Annotated in this window: 22 protein-coding genes; 11 read left to right on the top strand and 11 right to left on the bottom strand. The window is 66.1% G+C overall.

Going from position 1 to position 24,600, the window contains the following annotated elements; genetic code table 11:
• Positions 1–65 precede the first annotated feature (65 nt).
• The 6 genes from JDO7802_RS06825 (at position 66) to lpxK (ending at position 6,341) form a co-directional block, all read left to right on the top strand.
• The gene (locus JDO7802_RS06825) at positions 66–1,562 is read left to right on the top strand and encodes a DUF2125 domain-containing protein (protein ID WP_055083902.1); all 1,497 of its coding nucleotides are present in this window, start codon (positions 66–68) and stop codon (positions 1,560–1,562) included.
• 108 nt (positions 1,563–1,670) lie between these two features.
• Positions 1,671–3,014 (top strand): TldD/PmbA family protein, encoded by a 1,344-nt coding sequence (locus tag JDO7802_RS06820; protein ID WP_055083900.1) that lies wholly within the window; start codon positions 1,671–1,673, stop codon positions 3,012–3,014.
• 22 nt (positions 3,015–3,036) lie between these two features.
• Positions 3,037–3,786, top strand: coding sequence for a 3'(2'),5'-bisphosphate nucleotidase CysQ (locus JDO7802_RS06815; RefSeq protein WP_245624138.1), 750 nt, complete (start codon positions 3,037–3,039; stop codon positions 3,784–3,786).
• A gap of 72 nt (positions 3,787–3,858) precedes the next feature.
• Positions 3,859–4,101, top strand: a complete 243-nt coding sequence (locus JDO7802_RS06810) for a DUF4170 domain-containing protein (protein WP_055083895.1) — start codon at positions 3,859–3,861, stop codon at positions 4,099–4,101.
• Positions 4,102–4,107: 6 nt separating this feature from the next.
• Complete coding sequence (locus JDO7802_RS06805) at positions 4,108–5,385, top strand: 3-deoxy-D-manno-octulosonic acid transferase (protein WP_055083893.1); 1,278 nt, start codon at positions 4,108–4,110, stop codon at positions 5,383–5,385.
• On the top strand, positions 5,385–6,341 hold the full coding sequence (gene lpxK / locus JDO7802_RS06800; protein WP_055083892.1) for a tetraacyldisaccharide 4'-kinase: 957 nt from the start codon (positions 5,385–5,387) through the stop codon (positions 6,339–6,341). Before JDO7802_RS06805 ends, lpxK begins: the two co-directional genes overlap by 1 nt.
• A gap of 63 nt (positions 6,342–6,404) precedes the next feature.
• On the opposite strand, the gene JDO7802_RS06795 is transcribed toward lpxK, so the two are convergent.
• Complete coding sequence (locus tag JDO7802_RS06795) at positions 6,405–7,070, bottom strand: DsbA family protein (protein WP_055083889.1); 666 nt, start codon at positions 7,068–7,070, stop codon at positions 6,405–6,407.
• Positions 7,067–7,618 carry a DUF721 domain-containing protein gene (locus tag JDO7802_RS06790; protein WP_055083887.1) on the bottom strand — a complete coding sequence of 184 codons (552 nt, stop codon included), beginning with the start codon at positions 7,616–7,618 and terminating at the stop codon, positions 7,067–7,069. Before JDO7802_RS06790 ends, JDO7802_RS06795 begins: the two co-directional genes overlap by 4 nt.
• A 44-nt stretch (positions 7,619–7,662) precedes the next feature.
• On the opposite strand from JDO7802_RS06790, the gene mutY reads away from it, so the two are divergent.
• Both mutY and JDO7802_RS06780 read left to right on the top strand, forming a co-directional pair.
• A complete protein-coding gene (gene mutY, locus JDO7802_RS06785) occupies positions 7,663–8,679 on the top strand; it encodes an A/G-specific adenine glycosylase (protein ID WP_055083886.1) in 1,017 nt (338 codons plus the stop codon).
• Between the two features lie 80 nt (positions 8,680–8,759).
• Positions 8,760–9,905, top strand: a complete 1,146-nt coding sequence (locus JDO7802_RS06780) for an alkane 1-monooxygenase (RefSeq protein ID WP_055083884.1) — start codon at positions 8,760–8,762, stop codon at positions 9,903–9,905.
• On the opposite strand, the gene JDO7802_RS06775 is transcribed toward JDO7802_RS06780, so the two are convergent.
• The 6 genes from JDO7802_RS06775 to JDO7802_RS06750 form a co-directional block, all read right to left on the bottom strand.
• Positions 9,902–10,501: a DedA family protein gene (locus JDO7802_RS06775; protein ID WP_055083882.1), complete on the bottom strand. Its 600-nt coding sequence runs from the start codon at positions 10,499–10,501 to the stop codon at positions 9,902–9,904. The genes JDO7802_RS06780 and JDO7802_RS06775 overlap by 4 nt on opposite strands.
• A 62-nt stretch (positions 10,502–10,563) precedes the next feature.
• Entirely contained in the window at positions 10,564–11,397 is an 834-nt protein-coding gene (gene kdsA / locus JDO7802_RS06770; RefSeq protein ID WP_055083880.1) for a 3-deoxy-8-phosphooctulonate synthase, read from the bottom strand.
• Position 11,398: 1 nt separating this feature from the next.
• Complete coding sequence (locus tag JDO7802_RS06765; RefSeq protein ID WP_055083878.1) at positions 11,399–12,178, bottom strand: 3-deoxy-manno-octulosonate cytidylyltransferase; 780 nt, start codon at positions 12,176–12,178, stop codon at positions 11,399–11,401.
• Positions 12,175–13,116 (bottom strand): KpsF/GutQ family sugar-phosphate isomerase, encoded by a 942-nt coding sequence (locus JDO7802_RS06760; protein ID WP_055083876.1) that lies wholly within the window; start codon positions 13,114–13,116, stop codon positions 12,175–12,177. Before JDO7802_RS06760 ends, JDO7802_RS06765 begins: the two co-directional genes overlap by 4 nt.
• 37 nt (positions 13,117–13,153) lie before the next feature.
• The gene (locus tag JDO7802_RS06755; protein ID WP_055083874.1) at positions 13,154–14,395 is read right to left on the bottom strand and encodes a glycosyltransferase family 4 protein; all 1,242 of its coding nucleotides are present in this window, start codon (positions 14,393–14,395) and stop codon (positions 13,154–13,156) included.
• 2 nt (positions 14,396–14,397) lie between these two features.
• On the bottom strand, positions 14,398–15,702 hold the full coding sequence (locus tag JDO7802_RS06750; protein ID WP_055083872.1) for a UDP-glucose dehydrogenase family protein: 1,305 nt from the start codon (positions 15,700–15,702) through the stop codon (positions 14,398–14,400).
• A gap of 166 nt (positions 15,703–15,868) precedes the next feature.
• Between JDO7802_RS06750 and JDO7802_RS06745 the strand changes: the two genes are divergently transcribed.
• Positions 15,869–17,065 carry a glycosyltransferase family 4 protein gene (locus tag JDO7802_RS06745; RefSeq protein WP_055083870.1) on the top strand — a complete coding sequence of 399 codons (1,197 nt, stop codon included), beginning with the start codon at positions 15,869–15,871 and terminating at the stop codon, positions 17,063–17,065.
• A gap of 3 nt (positions 17,066–17,068) precedes the next feature.
• Here the strand turns inward: JDO7802_RS06745 and xrtD are convergent, their stop codons facing one another.
• The 3 genes from xrtD to JDO7802_RS06730 form a co-directional block, all read right to left on the bottom strand.
• Positions 17,069–18,625, bottom strand: coding sequence for a VPLPA-CTERM-specific exosortase XrtD (gene xrtD / locus JDO7802_RS06740; RefSeq protein WP_055083868.1), 1,557 nt, complete (start codon positions 18,623–18,625; stop codon positions 17,069–17,071).
• A 3-nt stretch (positions 18,626–18,628) separates the two neighbouring features.
• Positions 18,629–21,058, bottom strand: coding sequence for a tetratricopeptide repeat protein (locus tag JDO7802_RS06735; protein ID WP_187298108.1), 2,430 nt, complete (start codon positions 21,056–21,058; stop codon positions 18,629–18,631).
• A 105-nt stretch (positions 21,059–21,163) separates the two neighbouring features.
• Entirely contained in the window at positions 21,164–21,883 is a 720-nt protein-coding gene (locus JDO7802_RS06730) for a sugar transferase (protein ID WP_245624136.1), read from the bottom strand.
• Between the two features lie 256 nt (positions 21,884–22,139).
• Between JDO7802_RS06730 and JDO7802_RS06725 the strand changes: the two genes are divergently transcribed.
• Together JDO7802_RS06725 and JDO7802_RS06720 are read left to right on the top strand one after the other, a co-directional pair.
• Entirely contained in the window at positions 22,140–23,033 is an 894-nt protein-coding gene (locus JDO7802_RS06725; RefSeq protein ID WP_055083864.1) for an ExeA family protein, read from the top strand.
• A 24-nt stretch (positions 23,034–23,057) separates the two neighbouring features.
• Positions 23,058–24,584, top strand: coding sequence for a GumC family protein (locus JDO7802_RS06720; RefSeq protein WP_055083862.1), 1,527 nt, complete (start codon positions 23,058–23,060; stop codon positions 24,582–24,584).
• The last annotated feature ends 16 nt before the right edge of the window (positions 24,585–24,600 follow it).

The following is a 24,600-nucleotide window of genomic DNA, read 5'->3' as shown; positions in this document are numbered from 1 at the left end:
TCCGGTTGACCCCTTGGCCGGGGTCCGGTTTGGTGTCTGCAAATAATGTTAAAGGAACCGACCCGATGCTGAAACCGATCATTGCGTTTCCGAAACTGGCCGGAGCGGCCGCGATCGTACTGACGACCGCGCCCGCAGCCTTCGCCGATCTGCAGGCCACCGCGATCTGGGAGGACTGGCAGGATGTCTACAATCGCTTCGGCGGAACGCTGGGGGCAGAATCGGTCGATTATTCGGACGGAACGCTGACGCTGGACGGCGTGACCTACCGGACCGAACTGGGCGGGACCGTCAGCGCGGCAAGCTATGGCACGATCAAGATGGTCGAACAGGCCGACGGCAGCGTCGTCATCGAGATTCCCGCCGAAATGGAAACCGACTCCACAAGCGTGACCGACGGGGTCGAAGTCGAACAGACGATGCGTCTGCGGCACGCGGACCTGTCGATCGTGGCGCGCGAGGATGGCGGGGAACGGATTTACGACATCGCCGCCGACACGATGACCATCGAAGTCGACACCGTTCTGGACGCCGGGGACGGCACGACGGACCCCAATACCGTAACGATGCGCCTTGACGGGTTGGAAAGCGTCTATCGCTCCGGGTTCGGCCCGGATGGGCAGGGCTTTGCCCAGACATACGCCGTCGACGGCGTGGACATCGGCTCCACCTTCGCGAACGGCGACGATGAGGTGACCTTTTCGTATGCAATGACCGGAGTGAGGTCGGAATTCGACGGCACCTACGGGGAGGTGCCGACCGGACCGGTTTTGGGCCTGTCGGACATGAACATCTTCTACGACGGCTCGATCGACCACAGCGGCAGCACCCTGACCGTCGCCGGCACTACCCCCGACGGACCACTCGACATTGCGGGCACGTCCGAGAGCGGCACCATCGAGTTGGACATGAGCCGGGATGCGCTGACCTATGCCCTCGGATCCGTGGGCGGGCAGATCACGGCCCAGGTGCCCGGTTTCCCCTTGCCCGTGGACGTCTCGATGCAAGAAGTCCGCAGCGCCTTCACCCTGCCCATCGGAGCGCCGGGCAGCGAAAAGCCGTTCGGCCTGCAAATCATCCTGCGCGAGCTTGCCCTGGACGAGACGCTCTGGGGCCTGTTCGATCCGACCGGGCAGTTGCCCCGCGATCCGGCAACCGTCGTGGTGGACATGGACGGCACCGCGGTGATGAACGTCGACATGTTCGGCGACCCCGACGCGATGGCGGCGATGACCGGCCCTCCGGGCAGCCTGAAGACCCTGACGCTTAACCAACTGCTGGTCACGCTGGCGGGCGCGGAATTGCGCGGGACGGGCGACGTCGACTTCCCCGAGGAAACGATCATCCCCGAGCCTGTGGGCACGGTGGAACTGGCGCTGGACGGGGGCTTTGCCCTGATCGACCGGATCGTGGCCCTGGGCTTCATCCCGGCAGAACAGGCCGCCTTCGTGAAAGGCATGGCCGGGGCCGTCGCGCGACCCGTGGGCGACGATCAGCTGGAATCGACGATCGAGTTCACGCCCGGCGGCGGCATCACAGCCAATGGAATGCCGCTGAAATAGGCGTCGGCCGCACCCGCATCGACCCCGAAATTTCCGCCGCGACCACGTGGTAGCCTTGTTCCCCTGGGGGTGCGGGGCTACCTGCGGGGGGTGCAAACGAGGTGCCCGATGACTGAACTTTCCGATCTGACCGCGGCGCTGCTCAAGGCGGCCAAAGCGGCCGGGGCCGATGCGGCGGATGCGCTTGCCGTGGACGGGACATCCGTGTCGATCGACGTTCTGAAGGGCAAGTTGGAGCATGCGGAACGCTCCGAAGGGGTGGAGATCGGGCTGCGCGTCCTGCTGGGCAAGCGTCAGGCCTGCGTGTCCGCGTCGGACATCAAACCCGAAACATTGGCGATGATGGCCGAACGCGCCGTCGCCATGGCGCGCGAAGCGCCCGAAGACCCCTGGTGCGGGCTGGCCGAGCCCGATCAGTTGGCCCGCGACTGGGACGTGGCCGCACTCGACCTGGTGGACGACAGCCCGGCATTGTCGCCCACCGACCTACAGGACATGGCCGCCCGTGCCGAAGCCGCCGCCCTTGCGGTGGGTGGCGTCAGCCAAGTGTCCGGGGCCGGTGCTGGATACGGCGATCGACGCATCCACCTTGCCGCCACCAATGGGTTCGAGGGCGGATACCGTCGCACGGGCACGTCGCTGTCCTGCGTGGCGATCACCGGGTCTGGCACGGGGATGGAGCGCGATTACTACGGCGACAGCCGCATTCACCGCGCCGACCTTGACAGCCCCGAAGACGTGGGTCGCATCGCGGGGGAGCGGACGATTGCGCGATCAGGGTCCGCCAAGCCGCCCACCGGGGCCTATCCGGTCATCTATGACGAGCGTGTCGCCGGACAGTTGATCGGTCACCTTCTGGGGGCCGTGAGCGGGTCGGCCGTGGCGCGCGGCGCGACCTATCTGCGCGATGCCCTGGGCGAAGCGGTGCTGCCATCGCATCTGTCGCTTGTGGAAGATCCGCTGATGCCCCGAATTTCCGGCTCCCGCCCGTTCGACGGCGAAGGCCTGCCGGTGGCCGCGCGCGACATCGTGCGCGACGGGGTGCTGATGGGCTGGACGCTGGACCTGGCGACGGGGCGCAAGTTGGGGATGGCCAGTACCGGCAACGGGGCACGCGGCACCTCCTCACCGCCGTCTCCGTCGGTGACGAACGTTCGCCTGACGTCTGGCGATGCCACCCGCGCAGATCTTCTGGCCGACATGGGAAGCGGGCTTCTGATCACGTCGATGATCGGGTCGTCCATCAATGCGACGACCGGCGATTATTCCCGTGGGGCGTCGGGTTTCTGGGTCGAAAACGGCCAGATCGTGCGCCCGGTCAACGAATGCACCGTGGCCGGCAACCTGCGCGATATGTTGATGTCGATTCGGCCCGCGAACGACGCGCGGCTTCACGTCGGTCGCCAGGTTCCATCGCTGCTGGTCGAAGGGCTGACGATTGCCGGCGCATGATCCGAAGGCAGACCTGACCCTGTTGCGAGACGCCGCCCTGGCGGCGGGCGATATCGCGCGTCGGCATTTCGGCAACGGCCCGAAGACATGGGACAAGGGCGACGGGCAAGGCCCCGTCACCGAGGCCGATCTGGAAATCGACACCATGCTGCGCGACAGCCTGCGGGCCGCGCGCCCCGCCTATGGCTGGTTGTCCGAGGAAACGGCCGACGGGCCGGAGCGTCTGGACACCGACACGGTGTTCATCATCGACCCGATCGACGGCACCCGTGCATTCATCGAAGGATCCCGCAGCTTCAGCCATTCGCTCGCTATCGTGCGATGTGGTGTGCCGATCGCGGCGGCGGTGCATCTGCCGATGCTGGACCGGATGTATCTGGCGCATCAAGGCGGCGGTGCGACGTTGAACGGGGCTGCCATCGGGCCGACGGGTCGCGCCGCTCTGGCGGGAGCCACGGTTCTGGGGGCGAAATCGAATTTCGACAACGACCGCTGGACCGGGGGCACCCCGCCGGTCGAGCAGTGCTTCCGATCGTCGCTGGCCTACCGCCTGGCTCTGGTCGCGGGAGGGCGGTTCGATGCGATGATCACCCTGCGCATGGCCTGGGAATGGGACATCGCGGCCGGGGCCCTTTTGGTGGCCGAAGCGGGGGGCCGGATCGCGTCGCAGCGCGGGGCAACCTTGCGCTTCAACAATTCGCATCCGCAACTCGACGGGGTCGTCGCGGGATCGCCCGCGATCGCGGAGGCCCTGCTGGACCGGCTGATCTGAATCGACCTGCGCGGTTTTCGCGGCGCGCCGGACGCGCTAACAGGCGGTGACACAATCCAACAGGAGGCCCCAATGGTCCAACGCCTGCACCTCGTCTTCGGTGGCGAACTGGTGAACCCCAGTTCAACGCAATTCGCCGACATGGACAAGATCGACATCGTCGGCATGTATCCCGACTACGCCAGCGCCTACGACGCCTGGAAGAACGCTGCTCAGCGCACCGTGGACGACGCCCACGCGCGGTATTTCATCGCCCACATCCACCGCTTGCGCGACGAGGAAAAGGAAGCCTCCCCGACGGAAGAGTTGGGCTGACACGCCATGGCAGGTTCGGCCGTCGTTGCCGCCTACCTCGCCCTGACAGGCCGCTCTGCCTTCGGAGAGCGGGTCCTGCGCGGGCGGTTGGCGCGCGGCAAGGAAGATCGGGACCGCCTTGACGAACGGCGGGGCATCGCATCCGTCCCGCGACCCGACGGGCCGCTGGTCTGGCTGCACGCGGCGAGCGTGGGAGAAAGCGTCTCCTTGCTGGAGATGATCCGGCGCATGGGCGACGAATGGCCCGAGCTTCGGTTCCTTGTCACCACCGGCACCGTCACATCGGCGCAGGTTCTGGCCGGGCGGTTGCCGCTGCGCTGCATTCACCAGTTCGTGCCGCTGGACGTGCGACCGTGGATGCGGCGCTTTCTGGATCACTGGAAACCGGACCTTGTGGTCCTGGCCGAAGGAGAGATCTGGCCCGCGCTGCTGACCGAGGTCGCGCGGCGCGGGACCAAGATCGCGATGATCAACGCCCGAATGACCGAAAAGGCCTATGGCCGTTGGCGGTTCGCGCGGGGGGCGGCGCGCGCGTTGCTGACGCAGATCGACCATGTCCAGGCGCAGGACCAGGAGACCGCCGACCGGCTTCTGGCACTTGGACTGCCGGAAGGCCGGCTGGAGGTGACGGGCACCCTGAAGGAAGGGTCCGCCGCCCTGCCCCACGACGAGCTGGAACGCCAGCATCTGGCCAAGGTCCTGGGCGGGCGGCCCAGCTGGCTTGCCGCGTCCACCCACGAGGGCGAGGAGGTCTTGGCCGCCGAAGCCAACAAGGAAGCGCTGCGGTCCTGGCACAAGCTGCTGCTGGTGATCGCGCCGCGCCATCCCGACCGGGCACCGGGCATCGTCGCGGGCCTGCGCGCCGGCGGCTGGAAAGTGGCGCAGCGATCCGCCGGAGAGGAGATCACCTCGGACACGCAGATCTACGTCGCCGACACGATGGGCGAGATGGGCCTGTGGTATCGGCTTTGCCCCGTCAGTTTCGTCGGCGGATCACTGGTCGACATCGGCGGTCACAATCCGTTCGAGCCGGCGGCGTTGGGCAGCGCGATCCTGCACGGGCCCTACGTCGCGAATTTCGCCGACATCTATGCCCGCCTGGCGGCCGCCGATGCCACGCGCGAGGTGACGGGGGCGACCATCGGCGCGGCCGTCGCCGCCACGCTGGAACCGGATGCGGCCGCCCGCATGGCACATGCCGCCTGGAACGTCTGCTCCGAAGGAGCGGACGTGACGGAACAGGCGATGGATCTGCTGCTGGCGATGCTGGACGGCGTCGCCTGATGCGCGCGCCCGGCTTCTGGTCGCGACGACCCGGGGTCGCGTCGATGCTGCTGTCACCGCTGGGCGCGGTCTATGCCGCCGCAACGGCCCGTCGTGTCGCACGGCCCGGCGTGCGGGTCGGCGTGCCGGTCCTCTGCGTCGGCAATCTGACGGCGGGCGGGACGGGCAAGACCCCGACCGTCATCGCCCTGGCCCAACGATTGCGAGACCGGGGCACGCAAGCCCATGTCGTCACACGCGGCTATCGTGGAACCATCACCGACCCCACGCGCGTCGATCCATCCGTCCATGGTGCCGATGACACCGGGGATGAGCCGTTGCTTCTGTCGGCCTTCGCGCCCACCTGGGTCGCGCGCGACCGGGCCGCCGGGGCGCGGGCCGCAGTGGCGGATGGGGCGCAGGTCGTGCTGCTGGACGACGGATTTCAGAACCCGACCCTGACGAAGGATCTCTCGATCGTCGTGATCGACGCCGGTGCGGGGTTCGGAAACGGACGGGTGATCCCCGCCGGGCCTTTGCGCGAACCTGTGGCCACGGGGCTAGCGCGGGCGGACTTCACGCTGACCATCGGGGCGAAACATGTCGATCTGCCGGCGGGGCCACCACGCCTCTATGGGCATCTGGAGCCGCTGAAAACCGGAATGGATTGGAACGGCTTGCCGGTCTTCGCATTCGCGGGAATCGGCCGCCCCGAGAAGTTCTTCGACACCCTGCGCGCTCTGGGTGCGGACGTACGCGGGACCGAGGCGCTGGCCGATCATCAACCCTTGACCCGGTCCCTGTTGAAACGGTTGGGCGAGCGGGCGGCGGCCCTGTCGGCCCAGCCGGTGACGACGGAAAAGGACGCCGTGCGCCTGCCCGCATCCTTGCGCGGGCAGGTCATGACGGTGCCGGTGCGCCTGAAGCTAGACGATTGGGGGTCGTTGGACGCTGCGCTGGCGGACCTGGGCCTCTGACGAAAACGGGCCGGGCACTCAAAGCGCCCGACCCGTCCGTTGCAATGTCGAATAGGGCCCGTCTCAGCCGGCGGCTTCGTCGACCAGCGCCCCGATCTGGTCAAGGCTCATATTGCCGGTGTGCATGTCACCGTTGATCAGGAACGACGGGGTGGACCGCACGTTGTCGGATTCGGAGTTCTCCTCCCACCAGGCGACCAGGCTCTGCGCCTTCGCGGCATCCTGCAGGCAGGCATCGACCGTGTCCTGCGACAGACCGGCCAGCGCGCCGATCCGCTTGAGGCTTTCGGCGACCGAGGCGGCATCGGTCTGACGCGCCCATTCGCCCTGCTTTTGATACAGAAGGTCGGCCACGCCGAAGTACCGGTCGTTGCCCGCACAGCGCGCAACCATTGCCGCCCAGAGGCCGTAGCGGTCGAAGAACACCTCCCGATAGGTGAAATGCACCTTGCCCGAGTCGATGTAGTCGGCCTTGAACTGCTTGAACGTATCGTTGTGGAACGACGCGCAGTGCGGACAGGTATAGCTGGCGTATTCGACAACCTTTACCGGCGCATCCGCATCGCCCAGGGTGACATCCTCGATGGCCGAGGTGCCCTGCGCATTGGCCGCACCGAAGTCGGCCAGACCGGCCACGCCGCCCGTGTCGCCGCCGCGCAGCAGTGTGAAACCGCCGCCCGCGACCAGTCCGATGCCCGCGAGGGTCAGAGCCTTGCGTCGAGTGATCATTGGGTATTCTCCGTCTTCGACCCGTGGGCCCTTTGTTTCGATATGATATTTGCGGCCAGCCGTTCAAGCGACTGACGCAATCCGTCGTCACCCACGTCGGCGGTTTTTTCGCGGGCCTCGGCGATGGCCTGGGGGCCAGGCTCGGCCCGGACCTTTGCCTTGGGCGCGAAATCGACCTGTCCTTCGGCGAACCCCGTCGGCGCGGTCTGCGTGATGTCGACCCGGCTGATCGCGCGATAGCCGTAGCAAGCATTCACGCGGTCGATGATCTGCGGCAGGCGCATCTGCAACATCGGGGCCTGCGCCCCCGTCGTCAGAAGCGTCAGGACCGCACCGAACCCGCCGCGTGGAAAACCGATCTTGACCGGGCGGCAGATGCCGGCGGTGTCCGGCCCTGCGATTTCCGCCCAATGCGTCAGCAGCCGCGTCTCGCTAAACCCACGCTTTTCGCCCATGCGCTTGATGTCCCGCTCCACCAGGGAGGAGACGCGGCGCGCGTTTTTACGGAAACGGGTGGGGGGCAAGGGTTTCTCCTGTCTGGCGTTCATCCTACATCACGGGTCCGGCCAGGGAACAGGGAGCATTGTCACCAATGCGTGATATCAGAGCGCAGGCGTTGCAGGACTGGTATACCCACCAGGCGCGCGATCTGCCGTGGCGCGTCCCGCCAGGATCGAACGCGACGCCCGACCCTTACCGCATCTGGCTGTCCGAAGTGATGCTGCAACAGACAACCGTCGCTGCGGTGAAGGCATATTACGCCAAGTTCACCGAAATCTGGCCCACCGTTCACGACCTGGCGGCCGCCGAAGATGCGGCGGTGATGGCCGCTTGGGCGGGTCTTGGGTATTATGCCCGCGCCCGCAACCTGCTGAAATGCGCGCGGGCCGTCGTGACCGATCACGACGGCACCTTCCCGCGAACCGAGGCTGACCTGCTGACCCTGCCCGGCGTCGGCCCCTATACCGCCGCCGCCATCGCCGCCATCGCGTTCCAGCAGCGCGCGGTCGTTGTCGACGGCAACGTGGAGCGGGTGATGACCCGGCTGGGCGCGATCACGACGCCCCTGCCGGCGGCCAAGCCGGAAATCCACGCGTTGGCCGACATACTGACGCCCGAGGACCGCCCCGGCGACCATGCCCAGGCGGTCATGGACCTTGGCGCCACGATCTGCACGCCGAAGTCGCCGGCCTGCGTGCTCTGCCCCCTGCGCGACGCCTGTGCGGGACGGAAAGCTGGCATCGCAGAGACCTTGCCGCGCAAGGCGGCAAAGGTGCCCAAGCCGGAACGGCGCGGATATGTCTACCTGGCGAAGAACGGCGCGGATTATCTGGTGGAGACGCGACCGTCGAAGGGTCTGCTGGGCGGAATGCTGGCCTTTCCGACGTCCGACTGGTCCGATCGCCCCCTGCCCGCCGCACCGTTCGACGCCCGCTGGCGCGATGCCGGGGACGTACGCCACACGTTCACGCATTTTCATCTGACGCTGAAGGTCATGGCGACGTCGAAGCGCGGCAATCCGGATCGCGGAGAGTGGACGACGCTTGACCCGGCGGCCCTTCCGACCGTTTTCGCCAAGGCGTTTCGCGCGGCGTTCCCCGAACCGTGACGCGGCGTTTCCGCACGGGCGCTTGAGCGAACGATACCCGGTGGAGTATCGTTGGCCCGACCATTCGGGAACGACCGTCCATGACCATCACGACCCTGCCCGACGCCGTCGTGCGTCGCCCGCTAGCCGCCCTTCCGTTCTGGGTGTCGCTGACGCTGATCCCGATCGTCGTGATCGGCGCGTTGCAAGGTGGTTGGTGGGTGGCGCTGACGCCGCTTTATTCCTGGGGGCTTTATTCAATTCTCGATGCCCTTGCCGGGCAGGAGGAGACGAACGCCGACCCCAATATGGAGCGGACGGGCCTGCAGTGGTACCGCGCGATCACGCTGATCTGGGCCCCGGTGCAATTCGTCACGCTTTTCTGGCTGATCTGGTACGTCACACGCGCAGATCACCTGTCGGGGCTGGAAATGTGGGGTCTGTTCTTCGGCATGGGGATCGCGTCGGGCACCGTGGGCATCAATTACGCGCACGAATTGATGCATCAGAAACCGAAGGTCGACCGTTGGATGGCGGACATCCTGCTGGCGATGGTCCTTTATTCGCATTTCCGGTCCGAACATCTGCTGGTGCATCACCGCTATGTCGCCACGCCCCGCGATCCGGCGACGTCGCGCTATAACGAAGGGTTTCCGCGCTTCCTGATCCGGGTGCTGCGCGACAGTTTCCTGTCCGCCGTGCACGCGGAAAAGGCGATGCTGGCCCGCAAGAAGCTGCCGGTGACGGATCGATCGAACCCGTTCTGGCGCTATGCCGCGTTGCAACTGGGGTTCCTGACGCTTGCCGTCATTCTTGGCGGGTGGGTCGGCCTGCTGCTGTTTATGGTGCAGGCGATCACCGCGATCTGGCAGCTGGAGCTGGTCAATTACATTGAACACTACGGCCTGACGCGCCGCCATCTGGGGGACGGAAAATACGAACCGGTGCGCCCGCATCATTCGTGGAATTCGGATCAGAAGGCGTCGAACTGGCTGCTCATCAATCTGCAGCGCCATTCGGACCACCACTACAAACCCGACCGCCCGTTTCCCCTGTTGCAGACCTATGACGCGGACGAGGCACCGCAGCTTCCGGCCGGGTATCCGGTGATGACGGCCGCCGCGATGGTGCCCCCGATTTGGCGACGGATGATGAACCCGAAGGTCCGCGCCTGGCGCAAGCAGCACTATCCCGACATCGAGGATTGGTCGGCCTACAAAACCGCGACGAACCCGCTGCCGCGCTAGGCGGTGCCGCGCCGCTGGACCAGACGCCAGATGTAGTATCCCAGACCGGCGGCCAGCATCACATAGATCATCGGGTCGAGGTATTCGGCGACCCGGTCGTATTGCGATTGCAGAACATAGCCCAGCACCGCAAGGAACCCGACCCAGATCCCCGTGCCCAGGAAGGTGGCGGTCAGGAAGGGCAGCATCGGCATGTGCGCCATGCCCGCCGGGACCGAGATCATGGAACGCGGGCCGGGCAGCATCCGTGCGATGAACACCGCCCAGATCCCCTTGCGCCGGAACCACGCACCCGTCGCGTCCACATCCTGCGGCGTCATCGTCAGCCAGCGTCCGTGCTTTTTCGCCAGCTTGCGCAGCCGGCGCTCTCCGACCTTCCACCCGACCCAGTACCAGAAGACGGCCCCGATGGTGGACCCCAGCGTGCCGACGATGACGACAGCCACCAAGTTGAACGTCCCTTCCGCCGCAAGGAAACCCGCCAGCGGCACCAGAACCTCGGACGGGATCGGCGGGAACACCGTCTCGATGAACATCAGCCAGCCGAAGGCGAAATACCCGCCCCGCGCCAGCAAGGATACGATCCAATCGAACATCGGCTTCTTTCTCTGGTCGGAAATACGTGCGGGTACCAGCGGGGATGCCCCCGCCGGGAACCTCAGCCTTTGCGCAGGTCGTCGAAGGCGCGCAACTCCCCGATCAACTGCTCCATCCGCTCCACGGGGATCATGTTCGGCCCGTCGCTGGGCGCGTTGTCGGGATCCTGATGTGTTTCGATGAACAGCGCGGAGACGCCGACCGCGACGGCGGCACGGGCCAGAACCGGTGCGAACTCCCGCTGACCGCCGGATGTGTCGCCTTGACCGCCGGGCTGCTGCACCGAATGGGTCGCGTCGAAGACGGTGGGGTAGCCCGTCGCCTCCATGGTCGGCAGGCCCCGGAAATCGCTGACCAGAGTGTTGTAGCCGAAAGATGTGCCCCGATCGCAAAGCATGATCGTCTCGTTGCCCGTACTGGCGACTTTCTTGGCGACATTTGCCATGTCCCATGGGGCCAGGAACTGTCCCTTCTTGATGTTGATCGCGCGCATCGTCTCGCCGGCGGCCAGCAACAGGTCCGTCTGGCGCGACAGGAACGCCGGGATCTGAAGGACATCGCAGACTTCTGCCGCCGGTGCGCAATGATCGGGCAGGTGGACGTCCGTCAAAACGGGGCAGCCGAATTCCGATTTGATCTGATCGAGGATGCGCAGCCCCTCCTCCATCCCCAGTCCCCGCTCGGACCCCAGAGACGACCGGTTCGCCTTGTCATAGCTGGCCTTGAAGATGAACCGCGTGCCTGTCGGCGCGCAGGCGGCGGCGATGCGTTCGGCCATCATGCGCGAATGGTCGAGGGATTCGAGTTGGCACGGGCCGGTGATCAGGGCGAACGGCTCCGCCCCGCCCACCTTGATGCCGGAGACATCGATTACCTTGGATTTCAGCGGGTCCATGTCAGGCTCCTAGCACGGCTTCGATACGGGGGACGTCCTCGGGGTTGTTCAATTCCCAGAAGACGCGGCCCCGGGCGTCGACTTCGACGCAGGCGACGGTGGCGCCGTTTTCCATGAACCGCAGCTGCTCCAGCCCCTCCCGCGCCTCCAGCACGCCTTCGGGCCAGTCGACATAGGCCTTCAGGGCTGACGGGCGGTAGGCATAGACGCCGACGTGGTGAAACACCGGCACCGGGTCGGGCACCTTGCCGGGCGCGATGTAGGGGATCACTTCCTTGGAGAAATACAGGCCGTGCAGGTTCGTGTCGAAGACCGCGCAGGTGCCACCGACGCGACCCGCCTTCCGGTCTTCGACGAACATGTCGTAGGTTTGCCGGTCGCAGCGCAGAACCGGGGTCGCGACCTGCGCCGCCTCGTCCGAGCGCATCCGTTCGATCAGCGCTTCCACGAACCACGGTGGGGTCAGGGGCGCGTCGCCCTGAAGGTTCACGATCAGATCGGCATCGACCTGCGCCAACGCTTCGGCACACCGCTCGGTGCCGTTCGCCGCCTGCGGGGAGGTCATCAGGACGGAGGCCCCGAACCCCTGTGCCACATCGCGGATCCGGTCGTCGTCGGTCACGACATGTATGGCATCGACGCCGCCCACCAGTTGCGCCGCGTCCCACGTCATCTCGATCAGGGTCTTCACCGTCCCGTCCTTTTGGCGCAGCTCGGCCAGCGGTTTTCCGGGATAGCGCGTGGAGGCATAGCGCGCCGGGATCATCAGAACGGTCTTCATGCGACACCTGCCCGGAGTAGGTCGTGAATGTGAAGAACGCCGACGGGTTTCGGCCCGTCGCAGACAATCAGCACGCTGATCTTGCGTTCATTGAGCAGCGCCAGCGCCTGCGCAGCCAGCATGCCGGGCGGAACCGTGAGCGGATCACGCGTGGCGACATCCAGTGCGGCGTGATCCATCAACCCGTCCATGTTGCGCCGCAGGTCGCCGTCGGTGATGACACCCATCAGCGCGTCGTCCGCGACGACCGCGCCGATGCCGAACCCGCCTGCCGTCATCGTCAGAAGCGCCTCCGACATCGGCGCGTCCGGGTCGATACGCGGGACATTGGGATGCATCAACCGCTCCACGCGCACCATTTGCGCGCCCAGCTTGCCGCCGGGATGGAACACGCCGAAATCCTCGGGTTTGAAGTTCCGCCGCCGCAGCAGCGCCACCGCCAGCGCGTCCCCCATGGCAAGCGTCAGCGTGGTAGAGGTCGTCGGCACCATCCCGATCCCGCAGGCTTCGGGCAGCGCGGGAATCGTCAGGTGGTGGTCCGAGGCCAGCATCAGGGTCGATCCGGGCTTGGACGATATTCCGATCAGGGGCACCGAGAAGCGGCGCGTATGTTCGATCACGTCGCGCAACTCCGCCGCCTCGCCGGAGTTGGACAGCATCAGCACCACGTCGGCCGACCCGATCATGCCCATGTCGCCGTGACTTGCCTCGGCGGGATGCACGAACATCGACGGCGTGCCCGTCGATGCCAGGGTCGCGGCGATCTTGCGCGCGATATGGCCCGATTTGCCCATGCCGGTGACGATGACCCGACCCGCCAGCCCTTCGATCAGGTCGACGACGCGGGTGAAATCGTCCGGCATCGCCTCCGCCAGCGCGATTAGCGCGTCGGCTTCGGTTCGCAGGACTTCGCGGGCGGTTTCCAGTGCATCACTCATGGCTCAAGCAGATAGGGCCGGGGCTGGCGCGGTGCAACTAGACTTCGATGTGGCGATCCGCCGGGACCAGCGCGTTGATCTGTGCGATGTGCCGGGGCAGGCACCGGGTCAGGAAATCGTACTCCGCGACGACGTGTTTACGCGCCGCCGGGCCCAGGTGCGCAAACTTCCCCGGCTCGGCCAGAACCTCCGTCACCTGACGGGCCAGGGCCAGCGGATCGAGGAAATCGACCAGCAGGCCGGTTTCGCCGTGGGTAATCGCCTCGCGAACGGGAAGGACGTCGCTGGCGACGATGGTGGCTTCCATCGACATGCTTTCCAGAAGCGACCAGGACAGAACGAAAGGCATCGTCAGATAGATGTGGCAGCGGCTGATCTGGATGATCTTCTGATACGATTCGTAGCTGACCTGCCCCAGAAAATGCACGCGGCTCCAATCGATCAGGTGACCGACCTCCCGCTCCAACTCGGCGCGGAAGCCGCCTTCCGCCTGACTGGCCTTGCCATAGGATGCACCCGATCCCCCGACGACAAGGACCCGCGCGTTCGGCCGGGCCTTCTGGATTTCCGGCAAGGCGCGCATGAAGGTGTGGAAGCCGCGCGTCCGCTCCATGTTGCGGGCCAGATAGGTGAACACCTCGTCCTCACGGCTGATTTTGCCGACGCGCCCCAACTCCAGCGTGACGTCCGGGGCGGGCTTCAATTGGTCGGTGCGAATACCGTCGTGACAGACATAGAGCTTGTCGTGGAACGATTTCGGGAATGTATCGCGCTGCCATCTGGTCGGCGACAGGCCGCGATCGACGACCTGGATGTTGGTGTTGGGAACGGCGTTTCGTGCTTGCAGCAGGAACGGCGTCGCTTCGCCCGCCGGATCCTCGGGGTCATAACCGACCGGCCCGCCTTCGTTCAGATAGTAATATTCGAAGAACCCCAGGATCGGCACATCCGGCAGGACCTGCTTCATGAACAGAAGCTCCCCCCACCCGGTGTGACCCAGAATGATATCCGGCACGAACCCCTCGTCGCGCAGACGCGCGGCCGCTTGGGCAGCGCCGTAGCCATAGCCTGCCGCCTCCTCCCATGTCTTCGACAGGCCGTAGGCGTCCTTGGACGGAACATGGTGCGAGGTGTAAACGACCTTCCGGACACCGGGCATGTCGGGGAAATTGCGCCGCTGCGTCAGGAAGACGAGGTCATGCCCGCCCTGATCGATCAGCCACGTCAAAAGTTCCCGGTACTGGCCGGGCATGTTCTGGTGAACCAACAGGATCTTCATGTTCAGCGCCCCACGGCCTCGTATGCTTCGAAACCGGCCTGCATCACGTCCGATCGTTCGTAGATATTGCGCAGATCGGCCATCCGCGCCACAGCCATCGCAGCGGAAATCCGGTCGAGGTTGAGGGCGCGGAATTCGTTCCATTCGGTCATCAGCACCAGAAGATCGGCCCCCTCGCAGGCGGCATAGGGATCGTCGTGCCATTGCACCCCGGGCAGCAGCGCCTCCCCTTCGCGGAATCCTTCGGGATCGACGACGCGCACGCGTGCCCCACCCCCGACCAACGCGGGTACGATGGTCAGGCTCGGGGCTTCGCGCATGTCGTCGGTGTTGGGTTTGAACGTCACCCCCAGGACGGCGATCGTCTTGCCGTTGAAGGTGCCGTCGCACAGGTCGCGTAGCTTTTCGATCATGCGGGCCTTCACACCCGCATTCACGCGCATGACGGTTTCGGTGATCTGCATCGGCACGGCATGTTCCTGACCGATACGGGCCAGCGCGGCCGTGTCCTTGGGAAAACACGACCCGCCATAGCCCGGCCCTGCGTGCAGGAACTTGGCCCCGATGCGCCCGTCCATGCCCATTCCCTTGGACACCTTCTTGATGTCCGCGCCAACCTTTTCGCACAGGGCCGCGATCTCGTTGATGAAGGTGATCTTCGTGGCCAGGAAGGCGTTGGCCGCGTATTTGATCATCTCTGCCGATTCCAGATCGGTGACCATGACCGGAAAATCGCGCAGATAGAGCGGGCGATAGATATCGGACATCACGGCGCCGGCCTTGTCGGTCTGAACGCCGACGACGACGCGGTCGGGACGCATGAAGTCGTCGATCGCGGCCCCTTCGCGCAGGAATTCCGGGTTGGACGCGACATCGAAATCGGCATCGGGCGCGGCGGCGCGCACGGCGTCGGCCACCTTGCGGTTCGTGCCCACCGGAACGGTGGATTTCGTGACGATCACCGCATAACCCGTCAACGCCTGTCCGATTTCAGCGGCGGCAGCCATCACATAGGTCAGATCGGCATGACCATCGCCCCGGCGGGTCGGGGTGCCCACGGCGATGAAGACGGCCTCGGCCCCGGCGACGGCTGCCCGCAGGTCGGTCGTAAAGGTCAACCGCCCCGCATTCACGTTACGCGCCATCAGATCGTCGAGGCCCGGCTCGAAAATGGGGACCTTCCCGGCCTCCAGCATCCGGATCTTGGCGGGATCCTTGTCGACGCAGATCACCTCGTGCCCGAAGTCCGAAAAGCACACCCCCGACACGAGGCCCACATACCCCGTGCCGATCATCGCAATACGCATGGCAGATTCCCGTCCTTCGTCTCAGTCGCGCGCGTCTTGACGACCGATCGTGGCAGGGTTGTGGCGACAAGGCCATGGACGTTCGGTAATTCCCCCCGATCCCTTGCGTTTGTTGCCACCGCACGGTCCCTTGCATGCAAAATCGCGCCCCTCGAGAGGCCATGGCATGAGCAGCTTTCCCACACCCCGCCGCGTGTTGATCGTGGTCGAGAACCTTCCGGTCCCGTTGGATCGTCGCGTCTGGCTGGAGGCGACATCGCTGACCGCCGCAGGCTATGAGGTTTCGGTGATCTGCCCCATGGGACGCGGCTGGGACCAGGCCTATGAACTCATCGATGGCGTCCATATCCACCGCCACCCCGCCCCGCCCGAAGCCCATGCCGGGGCCGTCGCCTATGCCCGCGAATATCTGCACGCGATCCGGCACTGGTTCCGGCTGGCGCGGGTCGTGCGGCGCGAACGCGGGGTCGACGTGATCCACGGCTGCAATCCGCCGGATCTGATCTGGCTGCTGGCTCTGCGTTATCGCCTGGCCGGGGTGCGGTATCTGTTCGACCACCATGACGTCTGCCCCGAGTTGTTCGAGGCGAAGTTCGGCAAGCGCGGCCTGCTCTATGGCGTCATGCGGTTGTGGGAACGGATCACCTTTGCCTGCGCGCAGGTCTCGATCGCCACGAACGAGAGTTTCGCCCGCATCGCCCGCGACCGCGGCGGCATGGCGGCGCCGGACGTGTTCGTGGTGCGGTCGGCGCCCCGGATCGAAAAGTTCCTACCGGGCCCCGGTGACAACACCTATCGCAAGGCCGGCACGGTCCTGGGCTGGATCGGGATCATCGGCCAGCAGGAGGGGCTTGATCTGATGGTGGAGGCCATGGGCCACCTGCGCGAAGCGGGCCACCCCGACGTGCATGTCGTCGTCGTCGGTTTCGGCCCGCATCAAGACGTGATCGAGGCGGAGGTGGCACGCGCCGGGCTGACGGATCATTTCACCTTCACCGGTGCGCTTTACGGCGATGACATGCTGGGGGCGCTCAATGCGATCGACATCGGGCTGGCCCCCGACCCGAAGAATGCGATGAACGACATATCGACCATGAACAAGGTCATGGAATACATGACCCTGGAAAAGCCCCTCGTTCAGTTCGACCTGACCGAAGGGCGGGCGTCGGCGGGCGACGCGTCGCTTTATGCGCGGGCCAACGATCCGAAGGATTTCGCAGCGAAGATCGCCTGGTTGATCGACCACCCCGAGGAGGCGCGCGCGATGGGGCGACGGGGGCGGGAACGGGTGCTGACGGCCCTCAGCTGGGATCATTCCGTCCCGAACCTTCTGGCGGCCTACGACCGCATCTTCGACAAATAGGCGTCAGTCCGGGATCAGCGGCGTCAGCGCGGGCAAGGCTGCCTGCGCCATCTGCTGAAGGCGCGCTTCGGCCGCGGCCTCCGTCTCCTCGGGGTGGAGCGGCGTCGTGAACCGCACCATCATCCCATCGCTGCGCCCTGTCAGCAGCCCGTCGCGCACGGCCGAGAACTTGGCCTGCCAATCGCTGGTCAGGCGCGTGCCCCGCTGCTCGAACCAATAGATCACCATCTGCTTATCCAGGCCCTTCTGGATGATCGCACGGTTCACCGCAAAGGTATTGCCCCCCGCCGTCAGGCGCGATTGGGTCAACGAAGCGATTTCCCATCCGGCGGCGGGCAGGCAGATTTCGGGCGAATGAATCCCGGTGCCGTCGGCCTGCCGGGCGTACCAGGCGACGAACATGCCGACGGGTGTAACGGCGGGCCCCCGACTGAAATCGGCAGCCATATAGTCGCTGGCCGCAAGGATGCGCGTCACTTCCGGGTCCAGAAAGGCGCGCTGGCCCTGCCAGTCGCCGACGGCCATCGGAAAGGCGGCAAGCCGCGCCTTCGGATCGATCTTGGGCCCGTTGAATTGCAGGTTGAGGATCGTCACGACAATCGTAAGCGCCGTCAGCGCGATCAGCGGCACGGTTCCCCCGATGCCGCGAAGACGCGCCGCCTGTCCCGCCAGACCGCCGGTTTCGAGGTCGAGGACCGCCCCCCCCGTGCGCCGCAGCCGGGCAAGACCCCAAGCCAACAGCAGCAGGATCGCGATGCACAAGCCGAACACGACCCACCCCTCGAACACATGCAGGAATCCCTGGGCCTGCGCGATGCCGTAGCGGTCGACCAGGATGCCGATGATTCCGATGCGGACAGCGTTCAGCAAGATGGCAAGCGGGGCCGCCATGGCGAACAACCCGACGCGGTGCGCCATCGGGCCGCGATAGAGAATGGCGGTCAGATAGGAGAACGACAGGATCGGGAATAGGTACCGCAGGCCGGAACAAGCTTCGGCGACCTGCAACTGCCAAACGCCCAGATCGATGATCTGACCGTCCAGGAGGACCGGGACACCGGCCGCGTCGACCAGCGCGACGCCGATCTGGGCGGAGATGCCCTGCAGCGCGGTCGACAGCTTCCAGTACAGGACCTGCGGCAGCGGCAGCATGAAGACGAGGTGGAAGACCGACGCCCAGTGCCGCCGACCGCGCGCCCAACCCATCGCGATCAGGACGACGGCCATCGTCCACAGGATGATCGAATAGGTCACCAGATCGGGGATGGATGTGCGCGCGCCCGCAAGGGCAAGGACAAGTGCGAAGATCCCCAGCATCAGGCCCGGCCAACGGCGGGGTGCCGCGTCGGGTGCTGCGGGCCGATCGCGCATTTCGCGCAGGAACAGGAACAAGGAGATCAGCGGGATTAACGGCCCGTGGCTGTATTCCGGCGTGGCCCAGGCCGCCCCGAGCGACGCCAGCCCCGGCCAGAAGAGCGGCAGCGCGGCAAGAGTGGCCGCCAGTAGGGCGAGCGGGGCAATGGCGATCGGATCGCGCGTTCGGATGTCGGTCGACGCCACGGGTCAGCCGCCCAATGCGGTAAGCTGCGTGCGGGCGGCGCGGGCGACGGGATCGGCCGCGTCGGTCATGTCCAACACGGTTTCGAGCGTGGTTCGCGCCCCCGCTGTCTGTCCCAGTTCGGCCTGGACACGGGCCAGTCGCAAGTGAACCGCCGGATCCCGCGGCAGGCCCCGGACGGCCCGCTCCAGCAGCGGCAGCGCCCCTTCGGGATCGCCGCGCCGGAACGCGATCCAGCCGATGGTGTCCGACACGGCCGGGTTCATCGTGCCCTGCAACGGCGCGATGATCCGCGCCGCACGGCGCAGCAAATCCGGATCGGACGTGTCCTCGGTCAGCAGGGACGCCAGATTGTTGGCCGCAATCGCATCCATCGGATCCTCGGCGTGGAGGGTTTCGAGCACGGCGATGGAACCCGCCCGATCCCCGGCCAATTGCAAACGGTTCGATTCGATCAGGCGCAGCGACCGGGACGTCGGCACCGCGATGAGCCCGGCGGCCAAGACGGCGTCCGCCTCCTCCTGGCGCGCCTGGCCCGCCAGCAAGCCGAACAGACGCAGGATCGGGACGTCGCCCAAGCGGCCGTCGGCGATCAGATCGCGGTACGCGGCTTCGGCTTGCGATACATCGCCGTTCTCCCGCGCGAGGTCGGCATCCATCAGGCGCAGCGCCAGATCGTCGGGGCGGTGCACCAGCGCAAGGTTGAGTTGCGTCCGCGCAATCTCCAGATCGCCCCGCGCGATCAGACCCGCGACAAGGCGCGCGAACGCCGCCTGTCGGTCCGGGTCCGCGTCCAGCATGCCACCCAGCGCCGTCGCCGCTGCATCGTTGCGACCCTGCCCCAGAAGATACGCAGCCTCGATCGGCTGTCGGACGGCGACGGCGTCTGCCGAATCGATCCGACGCAATGTGGCAAGGACCTGTGCGACGCCGCCCCAATCGGACCGCGCGATGCGCAGGTCGGCCAGCGTCCGGGCGAGATCAAGATCGGTGGGATGCGCCTCGAACGCGACGGCCAGGACCCGAAGGGCCACGGCCTCTCGCCCCTCATCCAAAAGCGCGTCGGCGTAGCGCTGCGCCTCGCGGGCGGCATGTCCCGACACTTCGGCGGCGGCGGCCAGCTGCTCCAGCGCCAATCCACGCGTACCATCCTGTTCGTGCGCCACCGCCAGAAGCGTCATAAGTTCGGCATCACGCGGCGTTTGTGCCAGGGCACCGCGCAGATCGACGATGGCCTGCTTCGGACGTTCCTCGTCGATGGCCCATGTCGCGCGAAGCTTCAGCGCCCCGACGTCCCCCGCATCGTCGGACAGAACCCTTGCGACAAGCGTCCGCGCCGCAGGCCGATTGCCCAGCCGGTCGTGCATCCGCGCAAGAAGGACGCGCAGGATGCGACCCTCCGGCGCGTCGTCGACGGCATCGACAAGGGTCTGCATCCCGGCGATCGCCCCATCCCGGTCGCCCATGTCGAAGCGGATCGACCGATCCATCGCGGCGTAGAGCGTGCCGGCCGGCGTTTCGCCCGCGTCGTCGCGCAGGCGGGCCAGTTCGGCCAGCGCCGCCTCGGGTCCGCGAACGCGCTGAATGAAACGGACGAGGACGCTGCGCATCTCCGTATCGCCTTGGGGCGCGCCCCGCGCCAAGGCGCGCAGCACCGCTTCGGCCTGTTCCGTCCGTCCGGTCGACATGTGACGCGCGACCAGAAGGCCCGCGATCTGCGGATCTTGCGGATAAAGCTCCGCCAGTTCCATCAGGCGCATTTCGGCCACGTCAGCCTGCTGCGTCTGGGCCAGAAGCCGTATGCGCAGCAGTTGCAGCTTGGCATCATGCGGATCGACGGCTAGCGCCGCGTCTAACACGGGCAGCGCCTGCGCAGGGTCGTCGCCGGTGGTGAGATGATCGAGGACGACACGCGTCAGAATCGGATGATCCGCCCGACCCTGCAGCAATTCAAGCGCCTCGCCGGCGATGCTATCCTGGGCTGCGCGGTCCGATTGGCTGCGCGCGACGCGAAACCGCGCGGCCAGACGCAGGGCGCGGGCGTCCGGTGCCTCGGCATCGATCGTGTCGGCCGCGTCCGCCTGGCGGTCCAGCGCGCGCCAGTTGGCGCTGACCAAGGCGATCTCGCCCAGGCGGGAGCGGAACTCCAACGTCTCGGGGAAGCGTTCGGCAAGCAGCGTGAATTCCTGCTCGGCCTGCCGGACATCGCCTTGCGCCAGATAGGACGCGGCGATGGCCGCCCGTGTTTCCGCGTGGTCCGGATCGATCTTGAGCGCGTTGCGATACTGGATGACAGCACGGGCATGATCGCCCTGTTCGGCGAAGGTCTGGCCGCTGATCAGGTAATCCGACAGCCGCTCCCCTTCCGACCTGCAACCGGAAAGGACCAGAACCACGGCCATCGCGACCGCGCCCGTCCGAAGGACGTTCTTCATCGTCATATACCTGAACCCGTTCTGCTCGGTTCTTGTTTTATTGACCTGATCCTGCCTCAAGCCACGTTTTCGGGCAAACACCACGGAATGATGCCGTCGGATAAGTCACCGACCTGTGGCGCGCAGGACAACACCGAACGTAGCCACGATGATGCTGATGTCGGTCAGAAGCGACAGGGCGCGATCATAGGTCAGGTCAAAGTCGGCGCGGGCGGCGAAGGTCGTCGCATTGCGATCCGACACCTGCCAGGCCCCGGTCAGACCGGGCCGCAGGCGATCATAGGCATGACCGGGATAAAGCGCGCGCTGATCGGGCAGCATGGGACGCGGACCGACCAGACTCATGTCGCCGGTAAGCACGTTCCACAGCTGCGGCAACTCATCGAGCGAAGTGCGACGAATGAAGCGCCCGATGCGTGTGATCCGCGGGTCGTTGGCAAGTTTCTGGTCGCGGTCCCATTCGACGCGGGCGTCGGGGTCGCGGGCCAGGTGACCGCCCAGGGCCGCATCGGCATCCATCACCATGGAGCGCAGTTTCCACATGCGGAACCGGCGTCCGCCGCGGCCCAGGCGATCCTGACTGTAGAAAGACGACCCGCCATCCAGCGCGACCAGCAGCGCCATCACCGCAACAAGCGGAAGAACGAACGGGGTCGCGATCAGCACGAGCATGACGTCCAGGCCGCGCTTGAGATTGTCGCGGTACGTCAGACCCGTGGAAACGCGTTCCGTCGGGGCAGGCACCGCCGTGGCACCGGCCATCATCACTTTGGGGTCGAACTGCATGGTCATCTGGCGTTTCCCGTCGAAGTCAGTCGGGAACATGCGCCCCGGTTGACGTCTGTATGACGACCGGGGACGGCTGGTTTATGGCCGATTAACCGTGAATCGTGGCGAGGCCGGTGTCATTTCGAGACGGATTGCGGCAGCGCCCCGATCACGCCCTTTCGTGCCCCGAAGTCCCCCGACCTCCGCCTTAGTCCTGTCCAATTTACATTGAATAAGAGGGTTAACGATGTGCGCGCCGTCCAGTGCGGGGAAACAATCCGCACCATGCAGGAAACAACGATAGGAACACGCGATGAGCCAGCTTCAGAGCCTCTACAAGGAGCATTTCGGAATGGCCGGCCGCCCCTTTTCGGGTCTGGCGGATGCGAGTGTGATCCATTGGGGCACCGCGCAAGTCCGGGCCCACGCAGCCCTTGAATACGGCCTTCTGGCAGGGGCGGCCTTTACGGTTGTCACCGGGGATGCCGGGTCGGGCAAGACGTCCCTTCTGTTGCACATGGTCGAGACCGCCCCCGACGATCTGAACGTCACGCTGGTCGCCGGCCTGCGCCGGGGCGGCGGATCTGTCCTGCCCTGGATCCTTCAGGCGATGGGACAGGACGTGGCCGCCGCCGAGACCGAAACCGCGCTCTACACACGGATCCAGGATCTGCTGATCGGCGAATACGCCGCCGGCCGCCGCGTCGTCTTCGTCTTCGACGAAGCGCAGAACCTGAGCATCGCGGCCCTGGACGAGCTTCGGGTGCTGACAAACATCAATACGGCACGCGATCAGCTGCTGCAGATCGTCCTGTGCGGTCAGCCCGCGCTGCGCGGGCTTTTGCAATCGCCCGAACTCGGCGGTCTGGCCCAGCGCGTCGCCGCCTGGGGTCGACTAACCTCGCTGGGTCGCGAAGACCTCGACGGCTACATCGGGATGCGCCTCGCCTCTGCCGGGGGACCCGAAGACCTGTTTACCGAAGATGCGCTGGACCTGGTGCACGCCGCGACCGGCGGGCTGCCGCGCCCGATCAACCAACTTTGTGAACTCGCGCTTGTCTATGCGATGACGGGCGGCGGCGCGAAGATCGGGGCCAATGCGATCCAACAGGTGCTGGAGGACGGTCTGTTCATGCCGCCCGCCCCGCCGGTGCCGCCAGAACCCGTCAGATCCCGCGACGGGCGCCTGCGCCTGGCCGTGGGTTGATCGGGTCAGGGTGGGGACACTGACATGATGAACGAAATTCGCTTCTACGGATCGCTCTTCCGCCGTCGCCTCGGTTGGTTCCTCTTGACCGTGATGGTCCTGACGGGAACGGGCTTGGCCGTCGCCGTCAGCCTGCCGCCGGTCTATGCGGCCAAAGCCAGGCTGGTGGTCGAATCCGAGAAAATTCCCGACGAACTGGCTGCATCGACCGTCCAGACGCAGGCGCTCGAACATCTGCAGATCATTCAGCAGCGCCTTCTGTCGCGCGAAAATCTTCTGGATATGGCGAACCGGCTTCAGGTCTATGGATCCGACCGCCCCGCACCCGATCAGGTCGTGTCGGACATGCGCAAGCGGATCACATTGGACATCACGGGTGGCCAGCCGCGGCCCCGCGACCCGGTCAAAGCCACGATCCTGCTGGTCGGCTTCGAGGCCGACACGGCCGTGATGTCCGCCGCCGTCGCAAACGAACTGGTGACCCGCGTGATGGCCGAAGACGTCGACATGCGCACGACCGTCGCCCGCCAGACCCTTGAATTCTTCGATCAGGAAGTTTCGCGCCTGAACCAGCAATTGTCGCAAAGCGGAGCTGTTCTGTTGTCGTTCCAGCAGGAAAATCAGGATCTGCTGCCGGCCACCCGCGATCTGCGCCAGACCCGCTTGGCCGCGATCGAGGCCGAACTGTCGCGCATCGATCGCGACACGGGCGACATGCGCCGCGAACGTGAACGTCTGACCCGGTTGCACGAATCGGTGCGCCGCCGCGAGGGCCGCCCCGACATCGGATATGAGGCCCGCCAGATCGCTGCCCTGCGCGAAACCCTGTCGAATCTGCCGGCCGACGACCCCGGAGCGGATGAGATCGCACGGCGGATCGACGCGCTGTCGCGCCGGTTGGACGCGACCGGCGGCACCGAAGTCGGGCGCACGGCCTATCACCGGCACCGCGACGAGATCGACGCTCGCATCGCCGAGGAAGATGCCCGCCGCATCGCCTTGATCGACGAGTTGGAGCGGCTGCGCACCGGCCTGGCCCTCGCCCCGGTCAAGAGCGCGGAGCTTGCCAGTCTGGAACGCGATCACAATAACCTGCAGTCGCTCTATGAGCAGGCGCTGGATGCCAAGGCGCTGGCCGAAACGGGCGACGCGATCGAGTCGCTTTCCAAGGGTCAGCGGATCGGCATTGTCGAACAGGCCTCCATCCCGCGCGTGCCCGACCGCCCGAACCGCAAGTTGGTGGCAGCCGCCGGGGCGGCCGGTGGCATCTTCGTCGGCCTTCTGGTCGTGATCCTGCTGGAACTGCGACTGGGGTTCCTGCGGCGGCCAGTCGATCTGGAACGGCGGTTGGGCATCACGCCCATCGCCACGCTGCCCATCATCGACGACAGCCGGCCAAAGCCCATCCGCGCGGGTCGCAGCCTGCAACGCAAACTCTGCGTCGGTGTCGCGGCCCTGATCGCGGTCGCGGTCGCCGGGGGAATCGTGTCCGGGTATCTGCCCGCGCCCTCCGAAATCGCCGCGCGCCTCACGTCCACGGACGTTCTCTGACGCTCTTGCCCGAAAG

Origin of the sequence: Jannaschia donghaensis, assembly GCF_001403795.1 — a bacterium.
Classification (GTDB): domain Bacteria; phylum Pseudomonadota; class Alphaproteobacteria; order Rhodobacterales; family Rhodobacteraceae; genus Jannaschia; species Jannaschia donghaensis.
The sequence above is the reverse complement of the archived record's forward strand: the minus strand, read 5'-3'. Positions and strand labels throughout refer to the sequence as shown.

What these genes read in the sequence shown, in the direction of transcription:
- JDO7802_RS06825 (WP_055083902.1), top strand. Translation starts at nt 66, where the DNA reads ATGCTGAAACCGATCATTGCGTTTCCGAAACTGGCCGGAGCGGCCGCG.
- JDO7802_RS06820 (WP_055083900.1), top strand. Translation starts at nt 1,671, where the DNA reads ATGACTGAACTTTCCGATCTGACCGCGGCGCTGCTCAAGGCGGCCAAA.
- JDO7802_RS06810 (WP_055083895.1), top strand. Translation starts at nt 3,859, where the DNA reads ATGGTCCAACGCCTGCACCTCGTCTTCGGTGGCGAACTGGTGAACCCC.
- JDO7802_RS06805 (WP_055083893.1), top strand. Translation starts at nt 4,108, where the DNA reads ATGGCAGGTTCGGCCGTCGTTGCCGCCTACCTCGCCCTGACAGGCCGC.
- lpxK (WP_055083892.1), top strand. Translation starts at nt 5,385, where the DNA reads ATGCGCGCGCCCGGCTTCTGGTCGCGACGACCCGGGGTCGCGTCGATG.
- JDO7802_RS06795 (WP_055083889.1), bottom strand. Translation starts at nt 7,070, where the DNA reads ATGATCACTCGACGCAAGGCTCTGACCCTCGCGGGCATCGGACTGGTC.
- JDO7802_RS06790 (WP_055083887.1), bottom strand. Translation starts at nt 7,618, where the DNA reads ATGAACGCCAGACAGGAGAAACCCTTGCCCCCCACCCGTTTCCGTAAA.
- mutY (WP_055083886.1), top strand. Translation starts at nt 7,663, where the DNA reads ATGCGTGATATCAGAGCGCAGGCGTTGCAGGACTGGTATACCCACCAG.
- JDO7802_RS06780 (WP_055083884.1), top strand. Translation starts at nt 8,760, where the DNA reads ATGACCATCACGACCCTGCCCGACGCCGTCGTGCGTCGCCCGCTAGCC.
- JDO7802_RS06775 (WP_055083882.1), bottom strand. Translation starts at nt 10,501, where the DNA reads ATGTTCGATTGGATCGTATCCTTGCTGGCGCGGGGCGGGTATTTCGCC.
- kdsA (WP_055083880.1), bottom strand. Translation starts at nt 11,397, where the DNA reads ATGGACCCGCTGAAATCCAAGGTAATCGATGTCTCCGGCATCAAGGTG.
- JDO7802_RS06765 (WP_055083878.1), bottom strand. Translation starts at nt 12,178, where the DNA reads ATGAAGACCGTTCTGATGATCCCGGCGCGCTATGCCTCCACGCGCTAT.
- JDO7802_RS06760 (WP_055083876.1), bottom strand. Translation starts at nt 13,116, where the DNA reads ATGAGTGATGCACTGGAAACCGCCCGCGAAGTCCTGCGAACCGAAGCC.
- JDO7802_RS06755 (WP_055083874.1), bottom strand. Translation starts at nt 14,395, where the DNA reads ATGAAGATCCTGTTGGTTCACCAGAACATGCCCGGCCAGTACCGGGAA.
- JDO7802_RS06750 (WP_055083872.1), bottom strand. Translation starts at nt 15,702, where the DNA reads ATGCGTATTGCGATGATCGGCACGGGGTATGTGGGCCTCGTGTCGGGG.
- JDO7802_RS06745 (WP_055083870.1), top strand. Translation starts at nt 15,869, where the DNA reads ATGAGCAGCTTTCCCACACCCCGCCGCGTGTTGATCGTGGTCGAGAAC.
- JDO7802_RS06735 (WP_187298108.1), bottom strand. Translation starts at nt 21,058, where the DNA reads ATGAAGAACGTCCTTCGGACGGGCGCGGTCGCGATGGCCGTGGTTCTG.
- JDO7802_RS06730 (WP_245624136.1), bottom strand. Translation starts at nt 21,883, where the DNA reads ATGTTCCCGACTGACTTCGACGGGAAACGCCAGATGACCATGCAGTTC.
- JDO7802_RS06725 (WP_055083864.1), top strand. Translation starts at nt 22,140, where the DNA reads ATGAGCCAGCTTCAGAGCCTCTACAAGGAGCATTTCGGAATGGCCGGC.
- JDO7802_RS06720 (WP_055083862.1), top strand. Translation starts at nt 23,058, where the DNA reads ATGATGAACGAAATTCGCTTCTACGGATCGCTCTTCCGCCGTCGCCTC.